Source organism: Ruegeria sp. AN6, assembly GCF_056540425.1.
This window is the reverse complement of sequence record NZ_JBQFWR010000002.1, coordinates 57,419-78,127: the sequence shown is the minus strand read 5'-3', so window position 1 is coordinate 78,127 and position 20,709 is coordinate 57,419. Positions and strand designations below refer to the sequence as shown.

The 20,709-nt window shown below is 56.2% G+C and carries 24 protein-coding genes; 13 read left to right on the top strand and 11 right to left on the bottom strand.

Annotated features, from left to right (window positions below):
- Positions 1–146: 146 nt before the first annotated feature.
- The 4 genes from ACR0MQ_RS04575 to ACR0MQ_RS04560 all read left to right on the top strand — a co-directional run bounded on the left by ACR0MQ_RS04575 (position 147) and on the right by ACR0MQ_RS04560 (position 2,756).
- Positions 147–371 carry a YdcH family protein gene (locus tag ACR0MQ_RS04575; RefSeq protein WP_010441787.1) on the top strand — a complete coding sequence of 75 codons (225 nt, stop codon included), beginning with the start codon at positions 147–149 and terminating at the stop codon, positions 369–371.
- Between the two features lie 77 nt (positions 372–448).
- On the top strand, positions 449–934 hold the full coding sequence (purE, locus tag ACR0MQ_RS04570; RefSeq protein ID WP_170772590.1) for a 5-(carboxyamino)imidazole ribonucleotide mutase: 486 nt from the start codon (positions 449–451) through the stop codon (positions 932–934).
- Entirely contained in the window at positions 931–1,686 is a 756-nt protein-coding gene (locus ACR0MQ_RS04565) for an NAD(P)-binding domain-containing protein (RefSeq protein WP_480606283.1), read from the top strand. The genes purE and ACR0MQ_RS04565 overlap by 4 nt, the downstream gene beginning before the upstream one ends.
- Before the next feature lie 2 nt (positions 1,687–1,688).
- The gene (locus ACR0MQ_RS04560; protein ID WP_480606280.1) at positions 1,689–2,756 is read left to right on the top strand and encodes a 5-(carboxyamino)imidazole ribonucleotide synthase; all 1,068 of its coding nucleotides are present in this window, start codon (positions 1,689–1,691) and stop codon (positions 2,754–2,756) included.
- Positions 2,757–2,818: 62 nt separating this feature from the next.
- Here the strand turns inward: ACR0MQ_RS04560 and ACR0MQ_RS04555 are convergent, their stop codons facing one another.
- The 5 genes from ACR0MQ_RS04555 to groES form a co-directional block, all read right to left on the bottom strand.
- Complete coding sequence (locus ACR0MQ_RS04555; RefSeq protein WP_480606277.1) at positions 2,819–3,970, bottom strand: alpha-D-ribose 1-methylphosphonate 5-triphosphate diphosphatase; 1,152 nt, start codon at positions 3,968–3,970, stop codon at positions 2,819–2,821.
- Entirely contained in the window at positions 3,967–4,740 is a 774-nt protein-coding gene (locus ACR0MQ_RS04550) for an alpha/beta hydrolase (RefSeq protein WP_480606274.1), read from the bottom strand. Before ACR0MQ_RS04550 ends, ACR0MQ_RS04555 begins: the two co-directional genes overlap by 4 nt.
- 38 nt (positions 4,741–4,778) lie before the next feature.
- Positions 4,779–5,621 carry a DMT family transporter gene (locus tag ACR0MQ_RS04545; protein ID WP_480606271.1) on the bottom strand — a complete coding sequence of 281 codons (843 nt, stop codon included), beginning with the start codon at positions 5,619–5,621 and terminating at the stop codon, positions 4,779–4,781.
- Positions 5,622–5,765: 144 nt separating this feature from the next.
- On the bottom strand, positions 5,766–7,409 hold the full coding sequence (gene groL, locus ACR0MQ_RS04540; protein ID WP_480606268.1) for a chaperonin GroEL: 1,644 nt from the start codon (positions 7,407–7,409) through the stop codon (positions 5,766–5,768).
- 55 nt (positions 7,410–7,464) lie between these two features.
- Complete coding sequence (groES, locus tag ACR0MQ_RS04535) at positions 7,465–7,752, bottom strand: co-chaperone GroES (RefSeq protein ID WP_039523824.1); 288 nt, start codon at positions 7,750–7,752, stop codon at positions 7,465–7,467.
- 228 nt (positions 7,753–7,980) lie between these two features.
- Between groES and bla the strand changes: the two genes are divergently transcribed.
- A complete protein-coding gene (gene bla, locus ACR0MQ_RS04530) occupies positions 7,981–8,862 on the top strand; it encodes a class A beta-lactamase (RefSeq protein ID WP_480606264.1) in 882 nt (293 codons plus the stop codon).
- Between the two features lie 25 nt (positions 8,863–8,887).
- On the opposite strand, the gene ACR0MQ_RS04525 is transcribed toward bla, so the two are convergent.
- Positions 8,888–9,562: a DUF2161 domain-containing phosphodiesterase gene (locus tag ACR0MQ_RS04525; protein WP_480606262.1), complete on the bottom strand. Its 675-nt coding sequence runs from the start codon at positions 9,560–9,562 to the stop codon at positions 8,888–8,890.
- Positions 9,563–9,683: 121 nt separating this feature from the next.
- Between ACR0MQ_RS04525 and ACR0MQ_RS04520 the strand changes: the two genes are divergently transcribed.
- From ACR0MQ_RS04520 to ACR0MQ_RS04490, 7 genes are all read left to right on the top strand, one after another.
- Positions 9,684–10,664: a TraB/GumN family protein gene (locus ACR0MQ_RS04520; protein WP_170772606.1), complete on the top strand. Its 981-nt coding sequence runs from the start codon at positions 9,684–9,686 to the stop codon at positions 10,662–10,664.
- 99 nt (positions 10,665–10,763) lie between these two features.
- The gene (locus ACR0MQ_RS04515; RefSeq protein WP_480606259.1) at positions 10,764–11,684 is read left to right on the top strand and encodes a manganese-dependent inorganic pyrophosphatase; all 921 of its coding nucleotides are present in this window, start codon (positions 10,764–10,766) and stop codon (positions 11,682–11,684) included.
- A gap of 196 nt (positions 11,685–11,880) precedes the next feature.
- On the top strand, positions 11,881–12,756 hold the full coding sequence (locus tag ACR0MQ_RS04510; RefSeq protein WP_010441773.1) for a TIGR01459 family HAD-type hydrolase: 876 nt from the start codon (positions 11,881–11,883) through the stop codon (positions 12,754–12,756).
- Positions 12,757–12,856: 100 nt separating this feature from the next.
- The gene (locus ACR0MQ_RS04505; protein WP_010441772.1) at positions 12,857–13,300 is read left to right on the top strand and encodes a MaoC family dehydratase; all 444 of its coding nucleotides are present in this window, start codon (positions 12,857–12,859) and stop codon (positions 13,298–13,300) included.
- 60 nt (positions 13,301–13,360) lie between these two features.
- Complete coding sequence (locus ACR0MQ_RS04500; RefSeq protein ID WP_170772610.1) at positions 13,361–14,293, top strand: bifunctional riboflavin kinase/FAD synthetase; 933 nt, start codon at positions 13,361–13,363, stop codon at positions 14,291–14,293.
- A complete protein-coding gene (locus ACR0MQ_RS04495; protein ID WP_480606255.1) occupies positions 14,290–14,763 on the top strand; it encodes a YcgN family cysteine cluster protein in 474 nt (157 codons plus the stop codon). The genes ACR0MQ_RS04500 and ACR0MQ_RS04495 overlap by 4 nt, the downstream gene beginning before the upstream one ends.
- On the top strand, positions 14,763–15,797 hold the full coding sequence (locus ACR0MQ_RS04490; protein ID WP_480606253.1) for a threonine aldolase family protein: 1,035 nt from the start codon (positions 14,763–14,765) through the stop codon (positions 15,795–15,797). Before ACR0MQ_RS04495 ends, ACR0MQ_RS04490 begins: the two co-directional genes overlap by 1 nt.
- Before the next feature lie 18 nt (positions 15,798–15,815).
- On the opposite strand, the gene ACR0MQ_RS04485 is transcribed toward ACR0MQ_RS04490, so the two are convergent.
- The gene (locus ACR0MQ_RS04485; protein WP_170473013.1) at positions 15,816–16,415 is read right to left on the bottom strand and encodes a 2-hydroxychromene-2-carboxylate isomerase; all 600 of its coding nucleotides are present in this window, start codon (positions 16,413–16,415) and stop codon (positions 15,816–15,818) included.
- Between the two features lie 108 nt (positions 16,416–16,523).
- Between ACR0MQ_RS04485 and ACR0MQ_RS04480 the strand changes: the two genes are divergently transcribed.
- Positions 16,524–17,543 (top strand): ribose-phosphate pyrophosphokinase, encoded by a 1,020-nt coding sequence (locus tag ACR0MQ_RS04480; RefSeq protein WP_010441767.1) that lies wholly within the window; start codon positions 16,524–16,526, stop codon positions 17,541–17,543.
- Positions 17,544–17,594: 51 nt separating this feature from the next.
- On the opposite strand, the gene ACR0MQ_RS04475 is transcribed toward ACR0MQ_RS04480, so the two are convergent.
- The 4 genes from ACR0MQ_RS04475 to atpD all read right to left on the bottom strand — a co-directional run bounded on the left by ACR0MQ_RS04475 (position 17,595) and on the right by atpD (position 20,695).
- Entirely contained in the window at positions 17,595–18,287 is a 693-nt protein-coding gene (locus ACR0MQ_RS04475) for a nitroreductase family protein (RefSeq protein WP_170473016.1), read from the bottom strand.
- Positions 18,288–18,385: 98 nt separating this feature from the next.
- Entirely contained in the window at positions 18,386–18,736 is a 351-nt protein-coding gene (locus ACR0MQ_RS04470) for an H-type lectin domain-containing protein (RefSeq protein WP_010441765.1), read from the bottom strand.
- 111 nt (positions 18,737–18,847) lie between these two features.
- On the bottom strand, positions 18,848–19,258 hold the full coding sequence (locus tag ACR0MQ_RS04465) for a F0F1 ATP synthase subunit epsilon (protein ID WP_480606249.1): 411 nt from the start codon (positions 19,256–19,258) through the stop codon (positions 18,848–18,850).
- 12 nt (positions 19,259–19,270) lie between these two features.
- Positions 19,271–20,695 (bottom strand): F0F1 ATP synthase subunit beta, encoded by a 1,425-nt coding sequence (atpD, locus tag ACR0MQ_RS04460; protein WP_039537698.1) that lies wholly within the window; start codon positions 20,693–20,695, stop codon positions 19,271–19,273.
- Positions 20,696–20,709 lie beyond the last annotated feature (14 nt).

Here is a 20,709-nt window from a genome sequence, read left to right as displayed (position 1 = left end):
GTCAAAGCGACGTTTTGTGCGGCCCCGTTCTGGCAACCGCGTATTATAGAATATGGGAAGATACAGGGATGTCCACAAGGTCTGGCCGGATAAAGCCTGACACACTATCTTGTGTGTAAAGCACCACATGAGCTACTGAGTCGCCGATGAACGCGCCCACCGATCTTTCGATGAAAACCGATGAAGTCCTGCGTGTTGAGTTGGAGGTTTTTCGCCGCCAGCACCGCGATCTGGACGAGGCAATTGAAGCTCTGCAGGCCAAGGGAACCTCGGACCAGCTGACGATCAAGCGGCTGAAAAAGCAGAAACTGCGCCTGAAAGACATTATTCGTCTGATCGAAGACCGATTGACCCCCGATATCATCGCCTGAAACGCGCGTACCGCATTGCCACATAAGTGGATTTGGCTATAGTGCGCGCTCTTTCCGAAGGCAGGGGCACAGTAGCTATGAGCGATGTGAAAGTAGGGATCATCATGGGCAGTCAGTCGGACTGGCCTACGATGAAAGAGGCCGCCGATATTCTGGATGAATTGGGCATCGCATATGAGGCGCGCATCGTCTCGGCTCATCGCACGCCAGACCGTCTTTGGGACTATGGCAAATCCGCTGTTTCGCGCGGCTTACAGGTGATCATCGCAGGTGCAGGCGGCGCAGCACATTTGCCCGGCATGATGGCGTCAAAAACTCGCGTGCCGGTGATTGGTGTGCCGGTGCAGACGCGCGCACTATCGGGCGTGGATTCGCTCTATTCGATCGTGCAGATGCCCAAAGGCTTTCCGGTGGCGACCATGGCGATCGGCTCGGCCGGTGGGGCCAATGCGGCGCTGATGGCTGCAGGAATTCTTGCGCTACAGGATGCGGCACTGGCGGATCGTTTGGAGGCTTGGCGCGAGGCGCTCTCGGCTTCGATTCCCGAGGAACCTCTGGGATGAGCCGCATCGGCATCATCGGCACCGGCCACATCGCAGCACCGATTGCACGACTAATGGCTTCGAAAGGTCATGAAGTTTGCGTCACCCAGCGCAACGTGCAGGTTTCCGAGGCTTTGAAGGCAGAGCTTGGAGTCGGTGTCGGCACTCCGCAGGAGGTACTTGATGGCTCAGACATCGTCTTCCTCTGCCTGCGCCCACATATTGCAGAAGATGTTCTGAGCCCGCTTACCTTTCGCTCTGATCAGCAGATCGTATCTGTGATGGCTGCGGTGCCTCAGACCCAGCTTGCCACATTATGCGCGCCAGCATCAGATTTCGTGCAGACCATCCCGCTAGGGTTCTTGCAGACCGGAGGATGCCCACTCGCCGCCTACGGCAATGATCGCTTGCTGGCCGAGTTGTTTGAGCCAGAGAACCCAGTGGTAAAAGTCGCTGACGAGACGGCATTGAACGCCCATTTCGCAATCTGCGCCATGGTGCCAGGCCTACTGGATCTGATGGCAACCGGTGCAGGATGGCTGGCCGAGCAAACCGGCGACGAACACGGTGCCGAGTTCTACACCACTCAACTGATGTCAGGTTTCCTTGAAGCCACGCAGAAAGGGCAAGCGGGTCAATTGGCTACAGAGCGCGACGCACTTGCGACCGAAGGCACGCTAAGCCTTCAGATGACAGATACCTTGCAGTCCGAGGGCGCGCATGATGCTTTGCGCAGCGCTCTTACAGCGATTGGCAAAAGATTGGAGACGTAACGATGGCAGATATGCTCCCGACCGGTGCAACGATCGGAATACTGGGCGGTGGCCAGCTGGGCCGTATGCTGTCGGTCGCCGCAGCACGACTGGGGTTCAAGGCTCATATCTTTGAACCAGGTACGAACCCGCCCGCCGGACAGGTGGCGGATCGTGTCACAACCGCTGCGTATGATGATGAGAACGCTCTCAAGGCCTTTGCGGAATCGGTAGACGTCATCACCTATGAATTCGAAAGCATCCCCACTCAGGCGCTGGATTTGCTTGAAGCACATCGCCCAATCCGCCCCGGCCGTGAGGCGCTGCGGGTCAGTCAGGACCGGCTGACCGAGAAGACCTTTCTGCAAGGTCTGGACCTTAAAACTGCGCCCTTTGCAGACATCACCGATCTGAACAGTCTGCAGGCTGCAATTGATGAAATCGGCACCCCTGCGATCCTGAAAACCCGCCGCTTTGGATATGACGGCAAAGGGCAAGCCCGCCTACGTGCGCCCAACGACGCCGAGGCAGCTTTGGGTGATATGGCAGGTGCGCCGTCCATTCTGGAAGGGTTCGTGGAATTCAGCCATGAAGTGTCGGTTATCGCAGCGCGTGGCCTCGACGGTCAGGTCGCCTGTTTCGATCCCGGAGAGAACGTGCATCGTGACGGTATCCTACATACGACCACAATCCCAGCACGCCTGTCGCCGGCGCAACGAACAGACGCTGTTTTACTCGCGGCCAACATCCTGAACGCGCTGGATTATGTTGGCGTGATGGGAGTTGAACTGTTCGTGACACCTGAAGGCTTAATCGTGAACGAAATCGCACCTCGGGTTCACAACTCGGGTCATTGGACGCAGAATGGTTGTGCCGTAGATCAGTTCGAGCAGCATATTCGAGCAGTGACAGGTTGGCCATTGGGCGACGGGCAAAGGCACTCGGACGTTGTGATGGAGAACTTAATTGGTCACGACATGGACCGCGTGCCAGAGCTTGCGTGTGAGCGGGATATCGCGCTGCATCTCTACGGCAAGACCGAGGTCAAGGTGGGCCGCAAGATGGGGCATATCAATCGTATTGTGCGTTAGAAGTAATCGCGCTGACGCGCGATGCCTCTGGCGGGGATACTTTGGGCCAGATGAAGCTGGGATCAGCTTAGAAACCGCCTAGCGATATCACCGGACATGTAGCTGACGCGCCCACCTGACAAAGTGGCCGCAACACGTTGGGTTGTTGCGTCCAATATTACAAGATCAGCGCGTTTTCCAGGTTGCAGTGCTCCACGATCCTTGAGGCCCAGAACTTCTGCGGGACCCGAAGAAACCAAAGCCCAAGCATTTGTGAGATCCAGCAAACCGGATTTAACCAGCATCAACGCAGCACGACGTGGGCTGGGGTAGTGGTAATCCGATGCCAGCGCATCACACAGACCCATTGCGATCAGGTCCAAAGCACTGGCATTTCCCTTATGCGAACCGCCACGAACGACGTTTGGCGAACCGAGGATTATGTGATCACCACCCGCTCTGGCGGCTTCGGCGGCTTCAAGCGTTTCGGGGAATTCCGAGATCATGACACCGCGATCGCGCCAGACCGTACGATCCTCAGAAGTGGAGTCATCATGGCTGCCCAGTCGTATGCCTCGTTCTGTGAGTTTAGCGCAAAGCCCATCCAATGCAGCTGGCACCTCGGTACTGCGTGCGTGCATTGATAGCAGCATGTCAAAATGGGTTTCCGGATTACGCCCCGCCTTCAACGCCTGCCCCATCAGACGAGGTGGTTTGCGCCCTTCCGCCAATCGATCATGAGGCAGATGATCGTTTAGGACCACGTAGGGGACCTGCCAGCTTTCAATGCGCTCTGGCAGCACCTCATAGTCGTCCAGCATATGGGTTTCAAAGCGTAGCTGTGGGATCAGATCTGTCGCCACATCATCACGGACCTCCGATATGGCCTCGAAGACTTGCCCGGCAAATTCGGGTCCGCGCACGCCACCTTCCCAGCTGTGAAACTGCGCCAGAACAGCGGTCGTAATTCCGTTTGCCGCCAATTCCGCTTCAACCGATAAAATGCCCTCTGCCATCTGCTTCATCGCGCCACGACGCGGTGCGATATGGCGTTCGAACCCGTCGCCATGCAGATCTATAATCCCGGGCAGAACAAAATAGCCCGACAAATCAATCTGCCTCCCCGCCCTGCCCGACTGTACAAGACCGTCTGCGATGGATAATTCACCGCTCGTAAGCCCATCCTCCGGCAGCAGAACATCTGCGCCGGTCAATGTCAGTTCCAATGAGCTCATTGAGTGCGCTCCGATTCGGGTTCCGAGCAGTCTTCGCCCAGACAGATCTGATCGATGATATCCATCACCCCATCAAGCCAAGTGATCTGGGGATCAAACTGTCCGAATTCGATGAAATGCAGTGTCTGCGCCATGACGCGTGGGTTATTCATCATGAACGTATGGGTAACCGGCAGGACAATATGATCTGACATACCCTCAACTTTTGTTGTCTCAATTGAGACCTTGCCGTCATCGGGCCCGTCAATAAGGGACGAAAAAAGCGGATTTAAAGAATTCTCTCCCGCAATCACCCCCAGATCGAAGTCGATAGGCGGCAAGCGGCGCGGAATGCCCTCGGGGCCTGTTCCCAATGCCAGACCGGCGGGTCCATTCAGAAAACCGAACACCTCCCAAGCGCCAAGCTCATCTACCAGTTGGCTGCCTTGGTTCGGGGGGCCAAGCATAACGACGCGCCCAAGTTTCTCGGGTTCATTATCCTGCAACCAATACCGTAACAGAATGCCTCCCATCGAATGGGCCACGACGTTCACCGTGTCGTCACCACAGGCCTCGAAAGCATCGGGCAATGTCTGGTTGGCGAGCTCGGGTATCGGCAAATCTGTCGATGGGTAACCCGGCCTGATTACCGTATAGTCATGGGCATGGAAAAGCTGCTCCATGACGGTAAACGAAGCCTCGGTACGCGCAAGCCCGTGGAGCAGCACGACGCATTTCGCCTGTACCGCCACGGGAGCAATAGTAAGAAAGATCGCTGCTACAAACTTCATACCCGCCAAATAAGACTTAACCAAAGTTGAGAAAACCCCTAGTCGCCGCGCCGCCGCGTCACTGCCAGCGCAATTCCGCCCAGCACAAAACTTGCTCCTAGCAACAGCCGTAGGTTTGCAACCTCTGATAGCAGAATGATACCGGCGGCAATGGCGATGACCGGAACGCTGAGTTGTACGATCGCGGCGACAGCAGGCGAAAGCTGCGGCACAACGCGATACCACAGTGCATAGCCCAGACCGGACGTGACGCCTCCGGATAACGCCGCCAATACATAGCCTAGCGTCGTCATATGCCAGTCACTGCCCATTAGGAACAAGGCGAGTGCCGTAAATGGCAAAGCCACAATGAAGTTTGCAGCAGTTCCCGACAACGCGTCTGGTTCTGATCGCCCAGAGATGGAATAGATAGCCCATCCAATCCCGGCAGCTGTCATCATACTCGCACCCAACGGATCGACCTGCACCGGCCCGGCAGGCCAAAGGACAAATACCAGACCGCCCAGCGCAATCCCGGCACCCAGTAGCTGCCGCATCATGGGTACCGAGCCAGTCAAAGCCCCGATGGCGAACATCGTGATCTGCACCACTCCAAACAGGATCAATGCGCCAAGCCCTGCATCGAGCGTCAGATAGGCGACGGAGAATCCGATCATGTAGAGTAATAGCGACCCTGCCCCAGCTATGCGCCGGCGGTTAAACACTGGGATTGTGCCGCCTCGCATAGCCACCAGTGCAGCCAAAACCAAAGCACCAGACAATACTCGAACGACCGCAAATCCCGCCGGATCACTGGCACCGCTATCAATCGCAAGCCGATTGAGGATCGAGTTTGCCGCGAAGGCGCACATGGTCAGTGAGGTCAAAAGAAACAGGCGCATATCAACGGCATAGAGGTTTCAACACGGTTTGCACACTCACTTTTCTGCGCGAACACGGCACGCGGTTCGCCGTGTTTACCAGCGCAAACCAAAACGGGGCCGCCCAAAGGCGACCCCGTCGATAAGCGCTATGGCTTAAGCAGCTTACATCATGCCGCCCATGCCGCCCATGTCAGGCATGCCACCGGCAGGTGCCGCGCCTTCTTTGGCGGGCTTGTCGGCAACCATTGCTTCGGTGGTGACCAGCAGGCCTGCAACCGATGCCGCATCTTCCAGAGCGGTACGGACAACTTTGGCCGGGTCGATGACGCCGAACGAGAACATGTCGCCATATTCTTCGGTCTGAGCGTTGAAGCCGAATGCTGCATCGGAAGATTCACGAACCTTGCCTGCAACAACTGCGCCGTCGACACCAGCGTTCTCGGCGATCTGGCGCAGCGGCGATTCAATAGCCTTGCGAACGATGTTGATGCCTGCGTCCTGATCGGCGTTTGCACCTTCCAGAGTTTCCAGCACCTTACCTGCCTGAACCAGCGATACACCACCGCCAACAACAACGCCTTCCTGAACGGCTGCGCGCGTTGCGTTCAGAGCATCGTCTACACGGTCTTTACGCTCTTTCACTTCAACTTCGGTCATGCCGCCGACGCGGATAACGGCAACACCGCCTGCCAGTTTGGCAACGCGCTCTTGCAGCTTCTCACGGTCGTAGTCAGACGAGGTTTCTTCGATCTGAGTGCGGATCTGTGCAACACGTGCTTCGATCTCGGCTTTCTCGCCAGCACCGTCGACGATGGTGGTTTCGTCTTTGGTGATTTCGATCTTCTTGGCGGTGCCCAGCATGTCCATGGTGACGGACTCGAGCTTCATGCCCAGATCTTCGCTGATGACCTGACCACCGGTCAGGATTGCGATGTCCTGCAGCATGGCTTTGCGGCGATCGCCGAAGCCCGGTGCTTTGACAGCAGCAATTTTCAGGCCGCCGCGCAGTTTGTTGACAACCAGAGTCGCCAGCGCTTCGCCTTCAACATCCTCAGCAATGATCAGCAGCGGCTTCTGCGACTGGATCACTTGTTCCAGCAGCGGAACCATCGGCTGCAGCGAGGACAGTTTCTTTTCGTGCAGCAGGATCATGCAGTCGTCGAGTTCTGCGATCATCTTGTCTGCGTTGGTGACGAAGTAAGGCGACAGGTAGCCACGGTCGAACTGCATACCTTCGACAACATCGGTCTCGGTTTCCAGACCTTTGTTTTCTTCGACGGTGATAACGCCTTCGTTGCCAACCTTCTGCATCGCGTCTGCGATCTGCTGGCCAATCTCGGCTTCGCCGTTGGCCGAGATGGTGCCAACCTGAGCAACTTCAGCGCTGTCTTTAACTTCACGCGAAGCGTCTTTGATGCCTTCAACAACCTTGGCAGTTGCCAGGTCGATGCCGCGCTTCAGGTCCATCGGGTTCAGGCCCGCTGCAACCTGCTTCAGACCTTCGCGAACGATGGCTTGTGCCAGAACGGTTGCAGTGGTGGTGCCGTCGCCGGCTTCGTCATTGGTGCGGCTGGCGACTTCTTTCACCATCTGCGCGCCCATGTTTTCGAACTTGTCTTCCAGTTCGATTTCCTTGGCAACCGAAACACCGTCTTTGGTGATGCGCGGTGCGCCAAAGGATTTGTCCAGAACCACGTTGCGGCCTTTGGGGCCCAGGGTCACTTTAACAGCATCGGCCAGAACATTTACACCGGCCAGCATGCGGTTACGGGCATCGGTGTCAAATTTGACGTCCTTTGCAGACATGTTGTCTCTCCTTGAGAAAATGTATTGAGATGAAGATCAGAGAAAGCGCTTGGGCTTACTCGATGATCCCCATGATGTCGCTTTCTTTCATCATCAGCAGCTCTTCGCCGTTGACCTGAACCTCGGTGCCCGACCATTTGCCGAACAGGATCTTGTCACCAGCTTTTACAGCCATCGCGATCAGTTCGCCGCTATCCTTGCGCGCGCCTTCGCCGGTTGCGACGACTTCGCCTTCGCTGGGCTTTTCTTTTGCGCTATCGGGAATGATCAGGCCGCCTGCGGTTTTTTCTTCGCTTTCGGTACGGCGAACCAGTACGCGGTCATGAAGCGGTTTCAATGCCATCTTTGCAGCTCCTTGGGCTCAAAGTTTGTTTATCCTCCCCTCGCCGACTGACGAGGCGTTAGCACTCGGGTCTCATGAGTGATAACGACGCATAGCTAGGGAGTAACCGAAAGTGAGTCAACAAGCTGCATGAATATTTTTTGCAGCTTAAAGAATCCAGAGTAATTGGTTTACTCAATACCCCGGCAGACTAATCTGGTCGCACCCTTGATTGAGGCGGAAACTTTGATGCCTAGATGCCAGTTCCTTGCCGCCGCGAATGTGCTTTCACTTGCTCTGATCATCTGTTTCGCCGCTACGGCGCAGGCCCAAACCCTTATTCAAACCACCCGATTATGGGAGCACCGCTTGGACGCGCGAATTGGCGTCCTTCTGCATGAAACTGACGCTGCCTGGGAAGTCTCGCATCGGGCCGATGAGCTGTTCCCGATGTCCAGTACATTCAAGCCACTCTTGTGCGGTGCGATTTTGGCAGGTGTGGATTCTGGTGTAGTAGACCTGTCAGAAAATGTGGCAATTCAGACATCAGACCTTGTGGAATACTCACCTGTTACGAGCGAACACGTTGAGACAGGAATGACAATTGGTGAGTTATGTCAGGCAACCATGACAATCAGCGACAACGCAGCGGCCAACCTCTTGTTAAAACAACTGGGCGGGCCAGCCGGGCTGACCGAGTTCCTCCGGGCAACGGGCGACGGCACTACACGCCTGGATCGTTGGGAGACTGCCCTGAACGAAGCCACCCCTGGCGACCCGCGTGATACAACGACACCACGGGCAATACTGGAGACAATAGAACGGCTGTTATTCGACGAGGTGCTTTCACCCGCCTCAGCCGCGCAGCTTGGGCAATGGATGATTGATGATCAGGTGGCCGACGGGCTTATCCGCGCTCATCTGCCAAAAAGTTGGCTAATTGGGGACAAAACCGGAGCAGGAGGTTACGGCAGCCGCGCGATCATCGCCTTTTTGCAGACACCTGAACCACGAACATATATGGCAGCCAACTATCTAACTGAAAGCGACGCTCCATTTCCTGAACGCAACGCGGTGCTCTCAGACATTGGCCAAGCGATGATCGCTGAGATTAGCGCACGGATTGACTGATCACCTTCAGTACGCGGCAAGTCGGCTATTCCGTTTCTTCCCAGCTATATGCCCAATGTTTCAATCCTTCGACCCCCGAGGCAGATAGGGCATATACGCCTTTCTCCACCTTCTTGAACCAGCCGTAGTGGTTGTCATACATCAGGCGCGTGGCTGTTTGGACCCCCGTCGCCTTTGCCACCGTTGCCCCTTTGACCGCGCCATTTTCAGCCAGATGTGCCGCGCATTTAAGCGCATCTTGCCGATAGGCCGTCACAATACCATGGCGCGTGGCACCGCCTGCATTCGGATCACCCCGCAGCCGTTCAAATTCCCGCAGCAATCGCTTGGCTTTCACCTTGTCTTTGCGTGGCGTATATGGGCCAGGGTCGCATTGAACCTCAACCGTACCATCCGGGCGCACGGTGATCAGGCCCAGGCCCAAACGGCGACACATCGCCAGATTGTCCTTCAAAGCCCGTCGCGCCATTCGCCCTTTAGGCTTACAGACCCCGATGTAGACTTGATCGGTCACTTTCAGGCGCGTGATGGCCTGATGAAACAGCGCAAGGTTAAAGCGCAGTTTGAGTTCAACGATCACCAAGTCTTCGCCATCGCGTACGGCCACGATATCGGCAGCGCCGACCTCTCCTTTCACGGTATAGCCCTGTCGTTCCAACAACGCTTTGATTGGAGGGTAGAGATCTTGCTCAAGCTTCATGAGCCCATGCTATGCGGTTTCGCGCAGATTGCCAGCCGCTGCTTGATAACAAACCACGTTGCAGGCGGTAAGAAGGCAGGGGTATGAATTGGGCATCGTCGCAAGCTGCGGAAGGAATCCCATGCGTCTGCTCAGCATTTGTCTTTGCCTATTATTTCCAATCACCGCGCAAGCAGCATGTGAGGGGCGAGATCTGAGGCTTGATCTGTCGACCGAAGCTCAGGCTGAGCTGGACGAGACGCTTCGCGCTATTCCATTTCCGGAAGGCAATCACTGGATCGCCACGAAGGACAACACTGTGCTGCATTTGATCGGCACTCTGCACACCAACGATGCGCGAATGGGGCCAGTGGTTGATAGATTGGCGCCAATCCTGAGCCAGGTCGACGCGTTCTACTTTGAAGTTACAAAGACAGAGATGGAGGCTTTCGAGAAAGACCTGGCCGAGGACCTCAGCCCGGTATTGATCACATCAGGGCCGACTTTGATCGATCTGATGTCAGAAGAAGATTGGGCCGCGTTATCACAAACGCTGGCTGATCGCGGGATCCCCAGTTGGATGGCTGCGAAGATGCGCCCTTGGTTCCTAAGCATGATGCTTGGCATTCCGCCTTGCCTGATGAATACCCCCGATTTCGATCGGGGCATGGATACGCGCTTGACCGAATTGGCCGATGAACATCAAATTCCTCAGTATTCGCTCGAACGCATCGAGGACTTGATTGTCATGTTCGACAGTCATTCGTTGGAAGATCAGGTTGCCTCGCTGACCCGGATGTCAGGCGCACTGGAGGCGGGTGACGATCAAATGATCACCATGGCGAATGCGTATATCGAGGAACAGCACGCCGCAATCATGGAATTGGCCAAGATACAGGGGCTTGAAGCATCAGGACTGACACCCGAGGAGTTTGATGCCGAATGGCAGAGTTTTGAGGATCAGCTTCTGGTACAGCGCAATGCAAATTGGATGGAAATAATTTTGAGCCTGAAGGATCAGACCGCAGTCATCGCTGTTGGGGCCGGACATCTAAGCAATGACTACGGCTTGCTAAACCAGTTGCAACAGGCGGGATACACCTTGGAGCGCGCTGAATTCTAGGAAATCAGACCAAGGGTCGCAGCACCATTCCTTCCGGGTGACATCCGGGTTTGACCACCCTATAAGGCGCGCAAATCCACATTCCTCAGGACACGCGACATGACAACGCTAGTTTTTGGCCATAAATCTCCCGACACCGATTCCACCGGCTCTCCGATCCTGTGGTCCTGGTATCTGACCGAAGTGAAGGGTGAGCAAGCCCAGCCTGCATTGCTGGGTGAACCCAACACCGAAGCGGCGTTCATGCTGGAACGCTGGGACCTGCCCAAGCCGCAGATCATCGAAGACGTGGCTGAAGATGCGCCCGTTGTCATCGTCGACACCAACAACCCGGCCGAGCTGCCCGCCAGCATCAACAGCGCCGACATCCGCGCGATTATCGACCACCACAAGCTGGTTGGCGGACTTGAAACCAAAGGCCCGATCGATATCACCGTGCGCCCACTGGCCTGCACGGCAACAATCATGGTCGACCTGATGGGTGACGATGCCGCCATGATGCCTGACGCCATCAAAGGTGCAGCGCTGACCTGCATCCTGTCGGACACGCTGGAGTTCCGCTCACCCACCACCACCGCCCATGATCGTGCCGTGGCCGAGAAATTGGCGGCTGAGCTTGGTCTGGATGTCTCGGCCTACGCCGCCGACATGTTTGCAGCGAAATCGGATGTCTCGTCTTTCTCGGACGCCGAACTGATCCGCATGGACAGCAAGGAATACGAAGTCGACGGCACCAAGTTCCGGGTTTCGGTTCTGGAAACTACAGCACCCGGCGTCGTGCTGGATCGCAAGGACAGCATCGTAAGCGCGATGACCGATGTGGCCAAAGAAGACGGCGTTGATCAGGTGTTGCTGTTCGTGGTCGACATTCTGAACGAAGAGGCGACCCTGCTGGTTCCAAACGATCTGGTCAAAGGCGTCGCCGAGAAAAGCTTTGGCGCTACCGTAGACGGCGACGCGGTTGTCCTGCCAGGCATCATGAGCCGGAAAAAGCAGATCATTCCAAACCTCAAGGTCTGAGTTTAGATCATCAAAGGCGCCCGAACCGGGCGCCTTACTTTTTGCGAGGCTCTGCCTCGCGCTCCGGGATATTTGTGGCCAGATGAACAAGGGAATCCTATTCCCTTCAACACGCCCAAAGCGGGACCTCTGGCAAATCTGGCCGGGCTCTGCCATAGGCTTGGTATCTTGCATTCCCTGTTCCACGAGGCGCGCCATGACCCAAATCGTTTCTTCACTTGCGGAAATCTCTGACAGGTACAAAGCGCTGTTCGTTGATTTGTGGGGGTGCGTTCACAACGGGATCACCGCCTACCCCGAGGCCGTGGCTGCCCTGCAAGCTTATCGGCAAAAAGGCGGCACTGTGGTTCTGGTGACCAACTCTCCCAAGCCCCGAGCCGGTGTTGCAGTGCAGCTAACGCAATTCAACGTACCTGCGGACGCCTATGACACCATCGCGACTAGTGGCGATTCGGCACGTTCTGCGATGTATCGCGGGACGGTTGGTGAAAAAGTCTACTTCATGGGCGAATGGCAACGTGACGCGGGATTTTTTGAACCTCTGAAGCTGTTGGATCATCCTATCCATATCGAACGCGTGGCGCTGGACGAAGCTGAAGGCATTGTGTGCTGCGGCCCGTTCGACCCGATGGCAGACCCGGATGTAAACCGGCCCGACTTTCTATATGCCAAGCAGAAAGGATTGAAACTGCTTTGCGCCAACCCCGATATCGTCGTGGACCGAGGCGAAACACGCGAGTGGTGCGCAGGAGCTTTAGCCCGGCTTTACAGTGAGATGGGAGGTGAAAGCCTGTATTTCGGCAAGCCGCACCCGCCGATCTATGATCTGGCACGACGAAGGCTGCAAGCAATCGGAGTCGACGCCTCGGATTCCGAGATACTGGCGATTGGTGACGGGCCGCAGACAGACATCGCGGGGGGTATGGGTGAAGGCATTGACACCTTGTTCATCACCGGGGGACTGGCCGCTGCTGAAACCAAAACCGCACATCACCCGGATGAGGATGCATTGCGGGTCCATAACGAAAAAGAACAGATTAACCCAACCTTCTCGATTGGCCGTTTGAGATAGCAAAAAAGACTTGATTTTCTGCGACTGCGAAGTAATAAAGTTGCCGACGGGCGGCAAAAGATAGTCTTTTGTTACCCTTTCGATCTCGGATGAGGGCAGCATGTTGGATAACCTTCCACGCGGAACGATTTGTATCGAAGACATCGAAATGGGCATGTCACGGCATCTGCGCAAAGTGGTGACCGATGAAGATATCGAGATGTTTGCCCAGGTGTCGACAGACCGTAACCCTGTTCATCTGGATGATGATTATGCCCGCGATACGATTTTCGAAGGGCGCATTGCGCATGGCATGCTGACCGCTGGCCTGATCTCTGCCGTGATCGGGGAGCAGCTGCCGGGACATGGAACCGTGTACATGGGACAGTCGCTCAAGTTCCTGGCTCCGGTGCGTCCGGGTGACATGGTTTATGCTGAGGTCAAGGTGATCGATATCGATTTCTCCAAACGTCGGGTTAAGCTGGATTGTCACTGCGCAGTCGACGGTAAGAAAGTGCTGGTGGGTGAGGCCATGGTGCTGGCACCAAGCCGCAAGTTCGACTGATCACGCAGCTTCGCCGATCTGCGGCTTGAACCTTACGGGCAGTCCCGCTAGGCAATCCTCATGCAGATCATTCGTGACTTCCAGTTTGTCGAGCCAGAAGATCGTGGTGCCAGCGTCGCCATTGGGAACTTTGACGGCGTCCATTTAGGGCATCAATCCGTCATTGAACTTGCGCGCAATGCTGAATTGAACGCACCGCTGGGAGTCATGACCTTCGAGCCGCATCCACGAGAGTATTTTGCCCCAGAGGCTCCGCCCTTTCGTCTGATGCGCGGCAATGCGCGCGCGCACCGGCTGGAAAAGCTCGGCGTGCAGAAGCTTTATGAACTTCCCTTCAATTCGGCGCTGGCGGGAATGACCCCTGAAGCTTTCGCCAGAAACGTCATATGTGATGGTCTGGGGCTGTCTCATGTTGTCGTGGGCGCTGACTTTTGTTTCGGCAAAGGACGCAGCGGCAACCCTCAGGACCTGGTTCGCTTCGGCGAAGAGATGGGGTTCGGTGTAACCATCGCACCCCTGTTGGAGCGAACCGAGAATGTGGTCTCATCCACTGCGATCCGTACGGCTCTGTCAGAGGGACGTCCGCGTGATGCGGCAACAATGCTGGGTCACTGGCATCGGATCGAGGGCGAGGTCGTTGGAGGCGAGCAACGTGGACGCGACTTGGGATACCCGACGGCCAATATGTCGATCGAAGGGCTGCACCCTCCGAGATTCGGTGTTTATGCGGTTCTGGTCGACGTCCTGGATGGCCCACATCAGGGCAGCTATCACGGGGCGGCATCGGTCGGGACCCGGCCAATGTTCCAAGGTGAGGTTCCCAACATCGAAACATTCCTGTTCGATTTCTCAGGCGATCTTTACGGCGCGACGCTGTCCGTTGGTCTGGTCGACTATCTGCGGCCCGAAATGACATTCGACGGCCTTGACGGGTTGATCTCGCAAATGGATGCCGATTGCGCGCGCGCCCGAGAGATACTGGCTAGTACATGACCACGGACCCAATCGATCGAGCTGGCCTCGCGCCTCGGTTCTGGGAACGCAAGCCACTACGCAAGATGAACCAGCGTGAGTGGGAGGCCCTGTGCGATGGCTGCGGCAAATGCTGCCTGAACAAACTGGAAGACGAAGATACTGGCGAGGTCGCCCTGACATGTGTTGCCTGCCGTCTTTTGGATGACGAAACCTGCCGGTGCACGCAATATGACATCCGGCACCAGTTCGTACCCGAATGCATCGTCATGACACCCGATAACATCGACAGTCATGCCTATTGGTTGCCCCAGACCTGCGCCTACCGACTGCTGTGGGAAGGCAAACCACTTTACGACTGGCATCCTTTGGTATCAGGTACGCCAGACAGCGTTCATACCGCCGAAGTTTCCGTGCAGGGGCGAACCGTATCTGAATTCGAAACACCCATGGAAGAATGGGAAGACTACATCATCGAGGAGCCGAGCTGATGCATTTTGCCTCTGACAATTCCGGGCCTGTTCATCCCGAAGTTCTGACCGCGTTGGCCGAGGCCAATCAGGACTATCAGATGGCTTACGGCGCGGACACTCTGATGAATGAAGTGCGAGACCAAATCCGAGGTATTTTCGAAGCACCCGGCGCGGCTGTCTATCTGGTCGCTACTGGAACGGCGGCGAATTCACTGGCGTTGGCTACACTGTGCAAGCCGTGGGAAACCGTATTCTGCTCACCCGTCGCTCATATTCATGAGGATGAGTGCAACGCGCCCGAATTCTACACCGGCGCAAAGCTAACGCTGGTGCCGGGTGGCGACAAAATGACCCCCGAAGCGTTGACCAAGTCCATTGAGGGGGAAGAAACCCGCGGCGTTCATGGTCCTCAACGCGGGCCCGTCTCTATCACTCAGGTGACCGAGCGCGGCTCGGTTTACTCGCTGGCCGAACTACAAGCCCTATGTGGTGTTGCCAAATCTTTTGGATTGCCAGTGCATTTGGATGGCGCTCGTTTCACCAACGCTCTGGTTGCCCTAAATTGCTCACCCGCTGAGATGACATGGAAAGCCGGTGTTGATGCGGTCAGTTTTGGCGGCACCAAAAACGGGCTGATGGGTGTCGAGGCCGTGATCTTCTTCGACGAAAGCAAAGCATGGGAATTCGAGCTGCGACGTAAGCGCGGTGCGCACCTGTTTTCCAAGCACCGTTACCTGTCGGCCCAAATGGCCGCCTACCTAAAGGATGACCTGTGGTTGAAATCTGCCCGCAAGGCCAATGCCAACGGCGCGCGTCTGGCGGACGGGTTGCGTGCACTCGGCGCAGAGTTCCTGCATGAACCCCAAGCCAACATGGTATTCGCCAGTTTCCCCCGCAACCAGCACAAGCGCCTGCACGAGGCAGGCGCTGTCTATCACCTGTGGGGCGATACGCTGGAGGGCGAAGACGATGACGAGAGGCTGGCCTGCCGCCTGGTTTGCGACTGGTCCATCGGAACCGAACAGATCGACCAGTTTCTAAGCCTTCTTTAGTCGGGCGCGCCTGCCCGGCTATTTCATCTCAGCGAGATGACGGTCCAGGTCGTCAAGACGGTCTTGACCCCAGAACCTTTGACCGTCCGGTGTGATATAAAACGGTGCGCCGAATACACCACGATCCACGGCCTCTTCAAGATTGGCGGCATAGGTTTCCGCACCTACCAGAAGACCGCTATCGGCAAGACTTGGATTAAACCCGGCCTGCTCTAGGCAATCGCGGATAACGCCATCGTCGGCGATGTCCTTTTCTTCTGCCCAGCACGCTCGCAGGAAAGAATGGCACAGCTTTCCGACATCCCCTGACCCATCCTGAATGGCCGCAATCACGGCATATGAGGACGGCGCCATATTCGTAGGCCAGTGCGCGGGTTGCAGGTTCAGCGGCATGCTCAGATTACGCGCTTGGCGGACCAGTTCCTGCGCGCGGTATTCGATACGCGAGATATGTCGATCTTTTGGAGGCACTCCCCCGGTTCGGCCGAACAGAGCAATGATATCCAGCGGTTTATAATTGATCGTCGCACCATGCTTGGCTGCAATCTCTTCAAGTCGCATCCCCGCCAGGTAGGAATAGGGCGAGAGTGTCGCAAAAAAGTAGTCAATCTGGGCCATGTTCACTTTCTCCGCTGCGTTATCTTTGCGCGACGGTAGACCCATGCTAAGCGGTGTCAACATCACGAATCTGTCACATTGCCACTGCTGCCCGGGGAAAATCAGCCGATGCCGACACTTCACGAACCCAAGCTTATCGCTGGGAACGCCAATCTTCCGCTTGCCGAAACCATTGCCCGCCGCATGAGCCTGCATCGCGGCGTTGACCAGGGGCTGGTCGATGCGCGGGTCGAACGGTTCAACGACGGCGAGATTTTCGTTGAGGTATTCGAGAACGTGCGTGGCGAGGATATGTTTATTATCCAACCGACCTCGAACCCGGCTAATGACAACCTGATGGAGTTGCTGATCATTGCCGATGCCCTGCGCCGTTCGTCCGCGGCCCGCATCACTGCTGTGATCCCCTATTTCGGCTATGCCCGACAGGACCGCCGCACTAAAGCGCGCACACCGATAAGTGCCAAGCTGGTGGCTAACATGCTGACTGGCGCAGGGATCGAGCGTATCCTTACGATGGATCTGCACGCCGCCCAGATTCAGGGCTTTTTCGACATGCCGGTGGACAACCTCTATGCCTCACCGATTTTTGCCCTGGATGTGAAGAAGCAATTCAAAGATCAGATGGACGATCTGATGGTGGTCTCGCCGGATGTTGGCGGTGTTGCGCGCGCGCGCGAATTGGCCAAACGTATCAACGCTCCGTTGTCGATCGTTGACAAGCGCCGCGAAAAAGCCGGTGAAATTGCTGAGATGACAGTGATCGGCGACGTCAAAGACAAGATCTGCCTGATCGTGGACGACATCTGCGATACAGCTGGTACACTATGTAAAGCAGCCCAGGTGCTGATAGATAATGGCGCCAAAGAGGTGCATTCCTATATCACGCATGGCGTCATGAGCGGACCAGCAGTTGAACGTGTAACCAATTCGGTCATGAAATCTTTGGTGCTTTCGGACACAATCCAACCAACAGCCGAGATCGAAAAGGCCGCAAATATCCGCATCGTACCTACGGCTCCGATCTTCACGCAGGCAATCCTGAATATCTGGAACGGCACCAGTGTGTCATCCCTGTTCGAGGATAAGACGCTGACTCCGATTTACGAGTCGCTCTATCACATGGACTAATCAGCAAAACTGCTGACCACAGCTTCTGCCATTTGAGATCATGACGGCCTGCTACTCGGCGACCGTCATGATTTCATCCAACGGCTTTTTCATCTTTGCTACTTTCGGCACCTTCGCCTCTTCACTCGGATGACCAACCGCAACGATCATGATCGGTTTTTCGTGATCAGGGCGATCCAATAGTTTATTCAGGAATTTCATAGGGTTGGGTGTATGGGTCAGGGAGACCAACCCAGCGTGATGCAATGCCGTTAGCAGGAAGCCCGTCGCAATACCTGTACTCTCGGGCACATAGTAATTCTTGAACCGCACCCCATCATCGAAATGGCCCCATCTCTGAGCGAATATCACAATTAACCACGGCGCATCTTCAAGGTGCGGTTTCTGGTCATTTGTTCCAATCGGTTCCAGCGCTTTCAGCCATTCATCCCCGGCACCGCCATCATAGAACTTGCGTTCCTCTTCTTCCGCTTCCTCGCGAATTCGGCGCTTCATCTCGGGATTTGAAATTGCGACGAAGTGCCAAGGCTGATGATTAGCCCCTGATGGAGCGGTTCCTGCGGCGCGAATACACTCTTCGATGACTGCGCGTGACACAGGGCGGTCCGAATAGTCCCGTACGGTATGGCGACGCTTCATCTTGTCATAAAATGCCAGCGCCTCACTCAACATCTCGTCATCCGACATGTCCATACGATCAGGCAGATTCAAAGCTTTGTATTCAATGTGCTCGCGTGCAAACACCGGCAAGGTCCTCCGTATCCATCGCGCGTCGCAGGCGCTTTTTCCGTTATGGTACGGCTGTCAAAAAGGTGCAATCTCCTCTTACGTGCAATCCGGACTCAGGAGATATTCCAATCATCTTCGTGCGCTACCTCGCCGATCGCTGTCCAGGATACCCGAATTCTGGCTATACGCGTATCAGACCAAGTCCGAAACACAGCATTAAATCCCTCGGGGGTAATATCTTCTGCCTGCACCTCAGCTCGCAGCGCAGATGACGTATCCACATCCCAAAGCGCCACACCGATCTGCACAAATGGCACTGATCGAAACGCCTCTTTGAACCTAATGGCGGTTCGGCGTTCGCGCGCGCCTTGCCCAGTCCACATATCTCCACCGTCGGCGAAATCGGAAAACAAAACGGATTCGCCCTGATCAATACCAATGGGATGGGTCAGAAATTTCTTCATCGTGTCGTCTTTTCTTTCAATTCCGGCACCTTACCCTGCACCTTTGACGAAATCACGACAAAAAAACGGCCCCGCAAAGCAAGGCCGTTTCGAATGGGTTGAGATGAACTTTTATAAGCTCATATGCGTTCCAAGGGCTTCCATATCAGCCAGCAACTTAGCTGCATCGTCGACAATGGATTGATCGTCACCCGCTTTCGCGGCCTCATGCGAGGCGCGGGCTTCCGCGATCAGGTCATCCAGATGCGACCGGGTCACTTCTGCGACCGGAATGGCCTTTTCGGCCAGAACCGACAGGCCATCACCGTTGATCTGAGCAAACCCACCGGTCACCAGATACTCGCTGGCGCCTGCGGGTGCTTCGACCTTCAGGATGCCCGGGCGCAGCGTGGTAATCGTGGGGGCATGATCGGGCATCGCCGTCATGTCCCCGTCCGCGCCGGGTAGCTGGACCGCGGTGGCCTCAAGCGAAGCAAGGCTCCGCTCGGGGCTGACGAGGTCGAATTGCATTGTGTTTGCCATCAGGGATACTCCTTAGGCGGCTTCTGCGGCCATCTTCTCCGCTTTAGCGATCACTTCTTCGATGCCGCCAACCATCAGGAAGGCCGCTTCGGGCAGGTGATCGTATTCGCCAGCGACAACCGCTTTGAACGACGCGATGGTCACATCCAGAGGAACCTGAACGCCGGGCGAACCGGTGAAGACTTCGGCCACGTCGAACGGCTGCGACAGGAAGCGCTCGATCTTACGGGCACGGGCCACGGTCAGTTTGTCCTCTTCCGACAGTTCGTCCATGCCGAGGATGGCGATGATGTCCTGCAGCGACTTGTAGCGCTGGAGGATCTGCTGAACGTCGGTCGCAACTTTGTAGTGCTCTTCACCAACGATGGCCGGATCGAGCAGACGCGAGGTCGAGTCGAGCGGGTCAACCGCCGGGTAGATACCCTTTTCCGAGATCGCACGGTTAAGAACAGTGGTCGCGTCCAAGTGAGCAAATGAGGTTGCCGGCGCAGGGTCGGTAAGGTCGTCCGCAGGCACGTAGATCGCCTGAACCGATGTGATCGAGCCCGACTTGGTCGAGGTGATACGTTCCTGCAGGGCGCCCATGTCGGTAGCCAGTGTCGGCTGGTAACCCACCGCCGAAGGAATACGGCCCAGCAGAGCCGAAACCTCGGAACCCGCCTGCGTGAAGCGGAAGATGTTGTCGACGAAGAACAGAACGTCGGTACCGGATTGGTCGCGGAACTGCTCGGCCAGAGTCAGACCGGTCAGAGCAACACGTGCACGTGCTCCCGGAGGTTCGTTCATCTGACCGTAAACCAGGGCAACCTGCGATTCTGACAGGTTGTCCGGCTTAATAACGTTCGATTCGATCATCTCGTGATACAGGTCGTTCCCTTCACGGGTCCGTTCGCCAACACCCGCGAACACCGAGAAACCCGAGTGCACTTTTGCGATGTTGTTGATCAGTTCCATGATCAGAACGGTTTTACCAACGCCGGCACCGCCGAACAGGCCGATCTTACCGCCTTTGGCGTAGGGGGCCAGCAGGTCAACAACCTTGATGCCGGTTACCAGAACTTCCGACTCGGTCGACTGTTCGTCGAATGTCGGCGCGGGCTGGTGGATCGCTCGAGCCTCGGTTGCTTCAACCGGGCCTTTTTCGTCGATCGGCTCACCAACCACGTTCAGGATGCGGCCCAGGGTGGCGTTACCAACCGGAACCGAGATCGGTGCGCCGGTGTCGGTGACGGCTTCGCCACGGACCAGACCTTCGGTCGCGTCCATTGCGATTGTGCGGACGGTGTTTTCACCCAGGTGCTGAGCAACTTCCAACACCAGGCGCTTGCCGTTGTTGGTGGTTTCCAGCGCGTTCAGAATTTCAGGCAGCTGATCTTCGAAGTGCACGTCGACGACGGCCCCGATGATCTGTGTGACTTTGCCTTTTGCATTCGCCATGTTTCGTCTCCGGT

Excerpts from the sequence above, each read along its gene's own strand:
- bla (WP_480606264.1), top strand. The coding sequence starts at position 7,981 with ATGCCTAGATGCCAGTTCCTTGCCGCCGCGAATGTGCTTTCACTTGCT.
- ACR0MQ_RS04505 (WP_010441772.1), top strand. The coding sequence starts at position 12,857 with ATGTTGGATAACCTTCCACGCGGAACGATTTGTATCGAAGACATCGAA.
- groES (WP_039523824.1), bottom strand. The coding sequence starts at position 7,752 with ATGGCATTGAAACCGCTTCATGACCGCGTACTGGTTCGCCGTACCGAA.
- ACR0MQ_RS04495 (WP_480606255.1), top strand. The coding sequence starts at position 14,290 with ATGACCACGGACCCAATCGATCGAGCTGGCCTCGCGCCTCGGTTCTGG.
- purE (WP_170772590.1), top strand. The coding sequence starts at position 449 with ATGAGCGATGTGAAAGTAGGGATCATCATGGGCAGTCAGTCGGACTGG.
- ACR0MQ_RS04490 (WP_480606253.1), top strand. The coding sequence starts at position 14,763 with ATGCATTTTGCCTCTGACAATTCCGGGCCTGTTCATCCCGAAGTTCTG.
- ACR0MQ_RS04525 (WP_480606262.1), bottom strand. The coding sequence starts at position 9,562 with ATGAAGCTTGAGCAAGATCTCTACCCTCCAATCAAAGCGTTGTTGGAA.
- ACR0MQ_RS04485 (WP_170473013.1), bottom strand. The coding sequence starts at position 16,415 with ATGGCCCAGATTGACTACTTTTTTGCGACACTCTCGCCCTATTCCTAC.
- atpD (WP_039537698.1), bottom strand. The coding sequence starts at position 20,695 with ATGGCGAATGCAAAAGGCAAAGTCACACAGATCATCGGGGCCGTCGTC.
- ACR0MQ_RS04480 (WP_010441767.1), top strand. The coding sequence starts at position 16,524 with ATGCCGACACTTCACGAACCCAAGCTTATCGCTGGGAACGCCAATCTT.
- ACR0MQ_RS04560 (WP_480606280.1), top strand. The coding sequence starts at position 1,689 with ATGGCAGATATGCTCCCGACCGGTGCAACGATCGGAATACTGGGCGGT.
- ACR0MQ_RS04500 (WP_170772610.1), top strand. The coding sequence starts at position 13,361 with ATGCAGATCATTCGTGACTTCCAGTTTGTCGAGCCAGAAGATCGTGGT.
- ACR0MQ_RS04520 (WP_170772606.1), top strand. The coding sequence starts at position 9,684 with ATGCGTCTGCTCAGCATTTGTCTTTGCCTATTATTTCCAATCACCGCG.
- ACR0MQ_RS04575 (WP_010441787.1), top strand. The coding sequence starts at position 147 with ATGAACGCGCCCACCGATCTTTCGATGAAAACCGATGAAGTCCTGCGT.
- ACR0MQ_RS04510 (WP_010441773.1), top strand. The coding sequence starts at position 11,881 with ATGACCCAAATCGTTTCTTCACTTGCGGAAATCTCTGACAGGTACAAA.
- ACR0MQ_RS04465 (WP_480606249.1), bottom strand. The coding sequence starts at position 19,258 with ATGGCAAACACAATGCAATTCGACCTCGTCAGCCCCGAGCGGAGCCTT.
- groL (WP_480606268.1), bottom strand. The coding sequence starts at position 7,409 with ATGTCTGCAAAGGACGTCAAATTTGACACCGATGCCCGTAACCGCATG.
- ACR0MQ_RS04555 (WP_480606277.1), bottom strand. The coding sequence starts at position 3,970 with ATGAGCTCATTGGAACTGACATTGACCGGCGCAGATGTTCTGCTGCCG.
- ACR0MQ_RS04550 (WP_480606274.1), bottom strand. The coding sequence starts at position 4,740 with ATGAAGTTTGTAGCAGCGATCTTTCTTACTATTGCTCCCGTGGCGGTA.
- ACR0MQ_RS04515 (WP_480606259.1), top strand. The coding sequence starts at position 10,764 with ATGACAACGCTAGTTTTTGGCCATAAATCTCCCGACACCGATTCCACC.
- ACR0MQ_RS04545 (WP_480606271.1), bottom strand. The coding sequence starts at position 5,621 with ATGCGCCTGTTTCTTTTGACCTCACTGACCATGTGCGCCTTCGCGGCA.
- ACR0MQ_RS04470 (WP_010441765.1), bottom strand. The coding sequence starts at position 18,736 with ATGAAGAAATTTCTGACCCATCCCATTGGTATTGATCAGGGCGAATCC.
- ACR0MQ_RS04565 (WP_480606283.1), top strand. The coding sequence starts at position 931 with ATGAGCCGCATCGGCATCATCGGCACCGGCCACATCGCAGCACCGATT.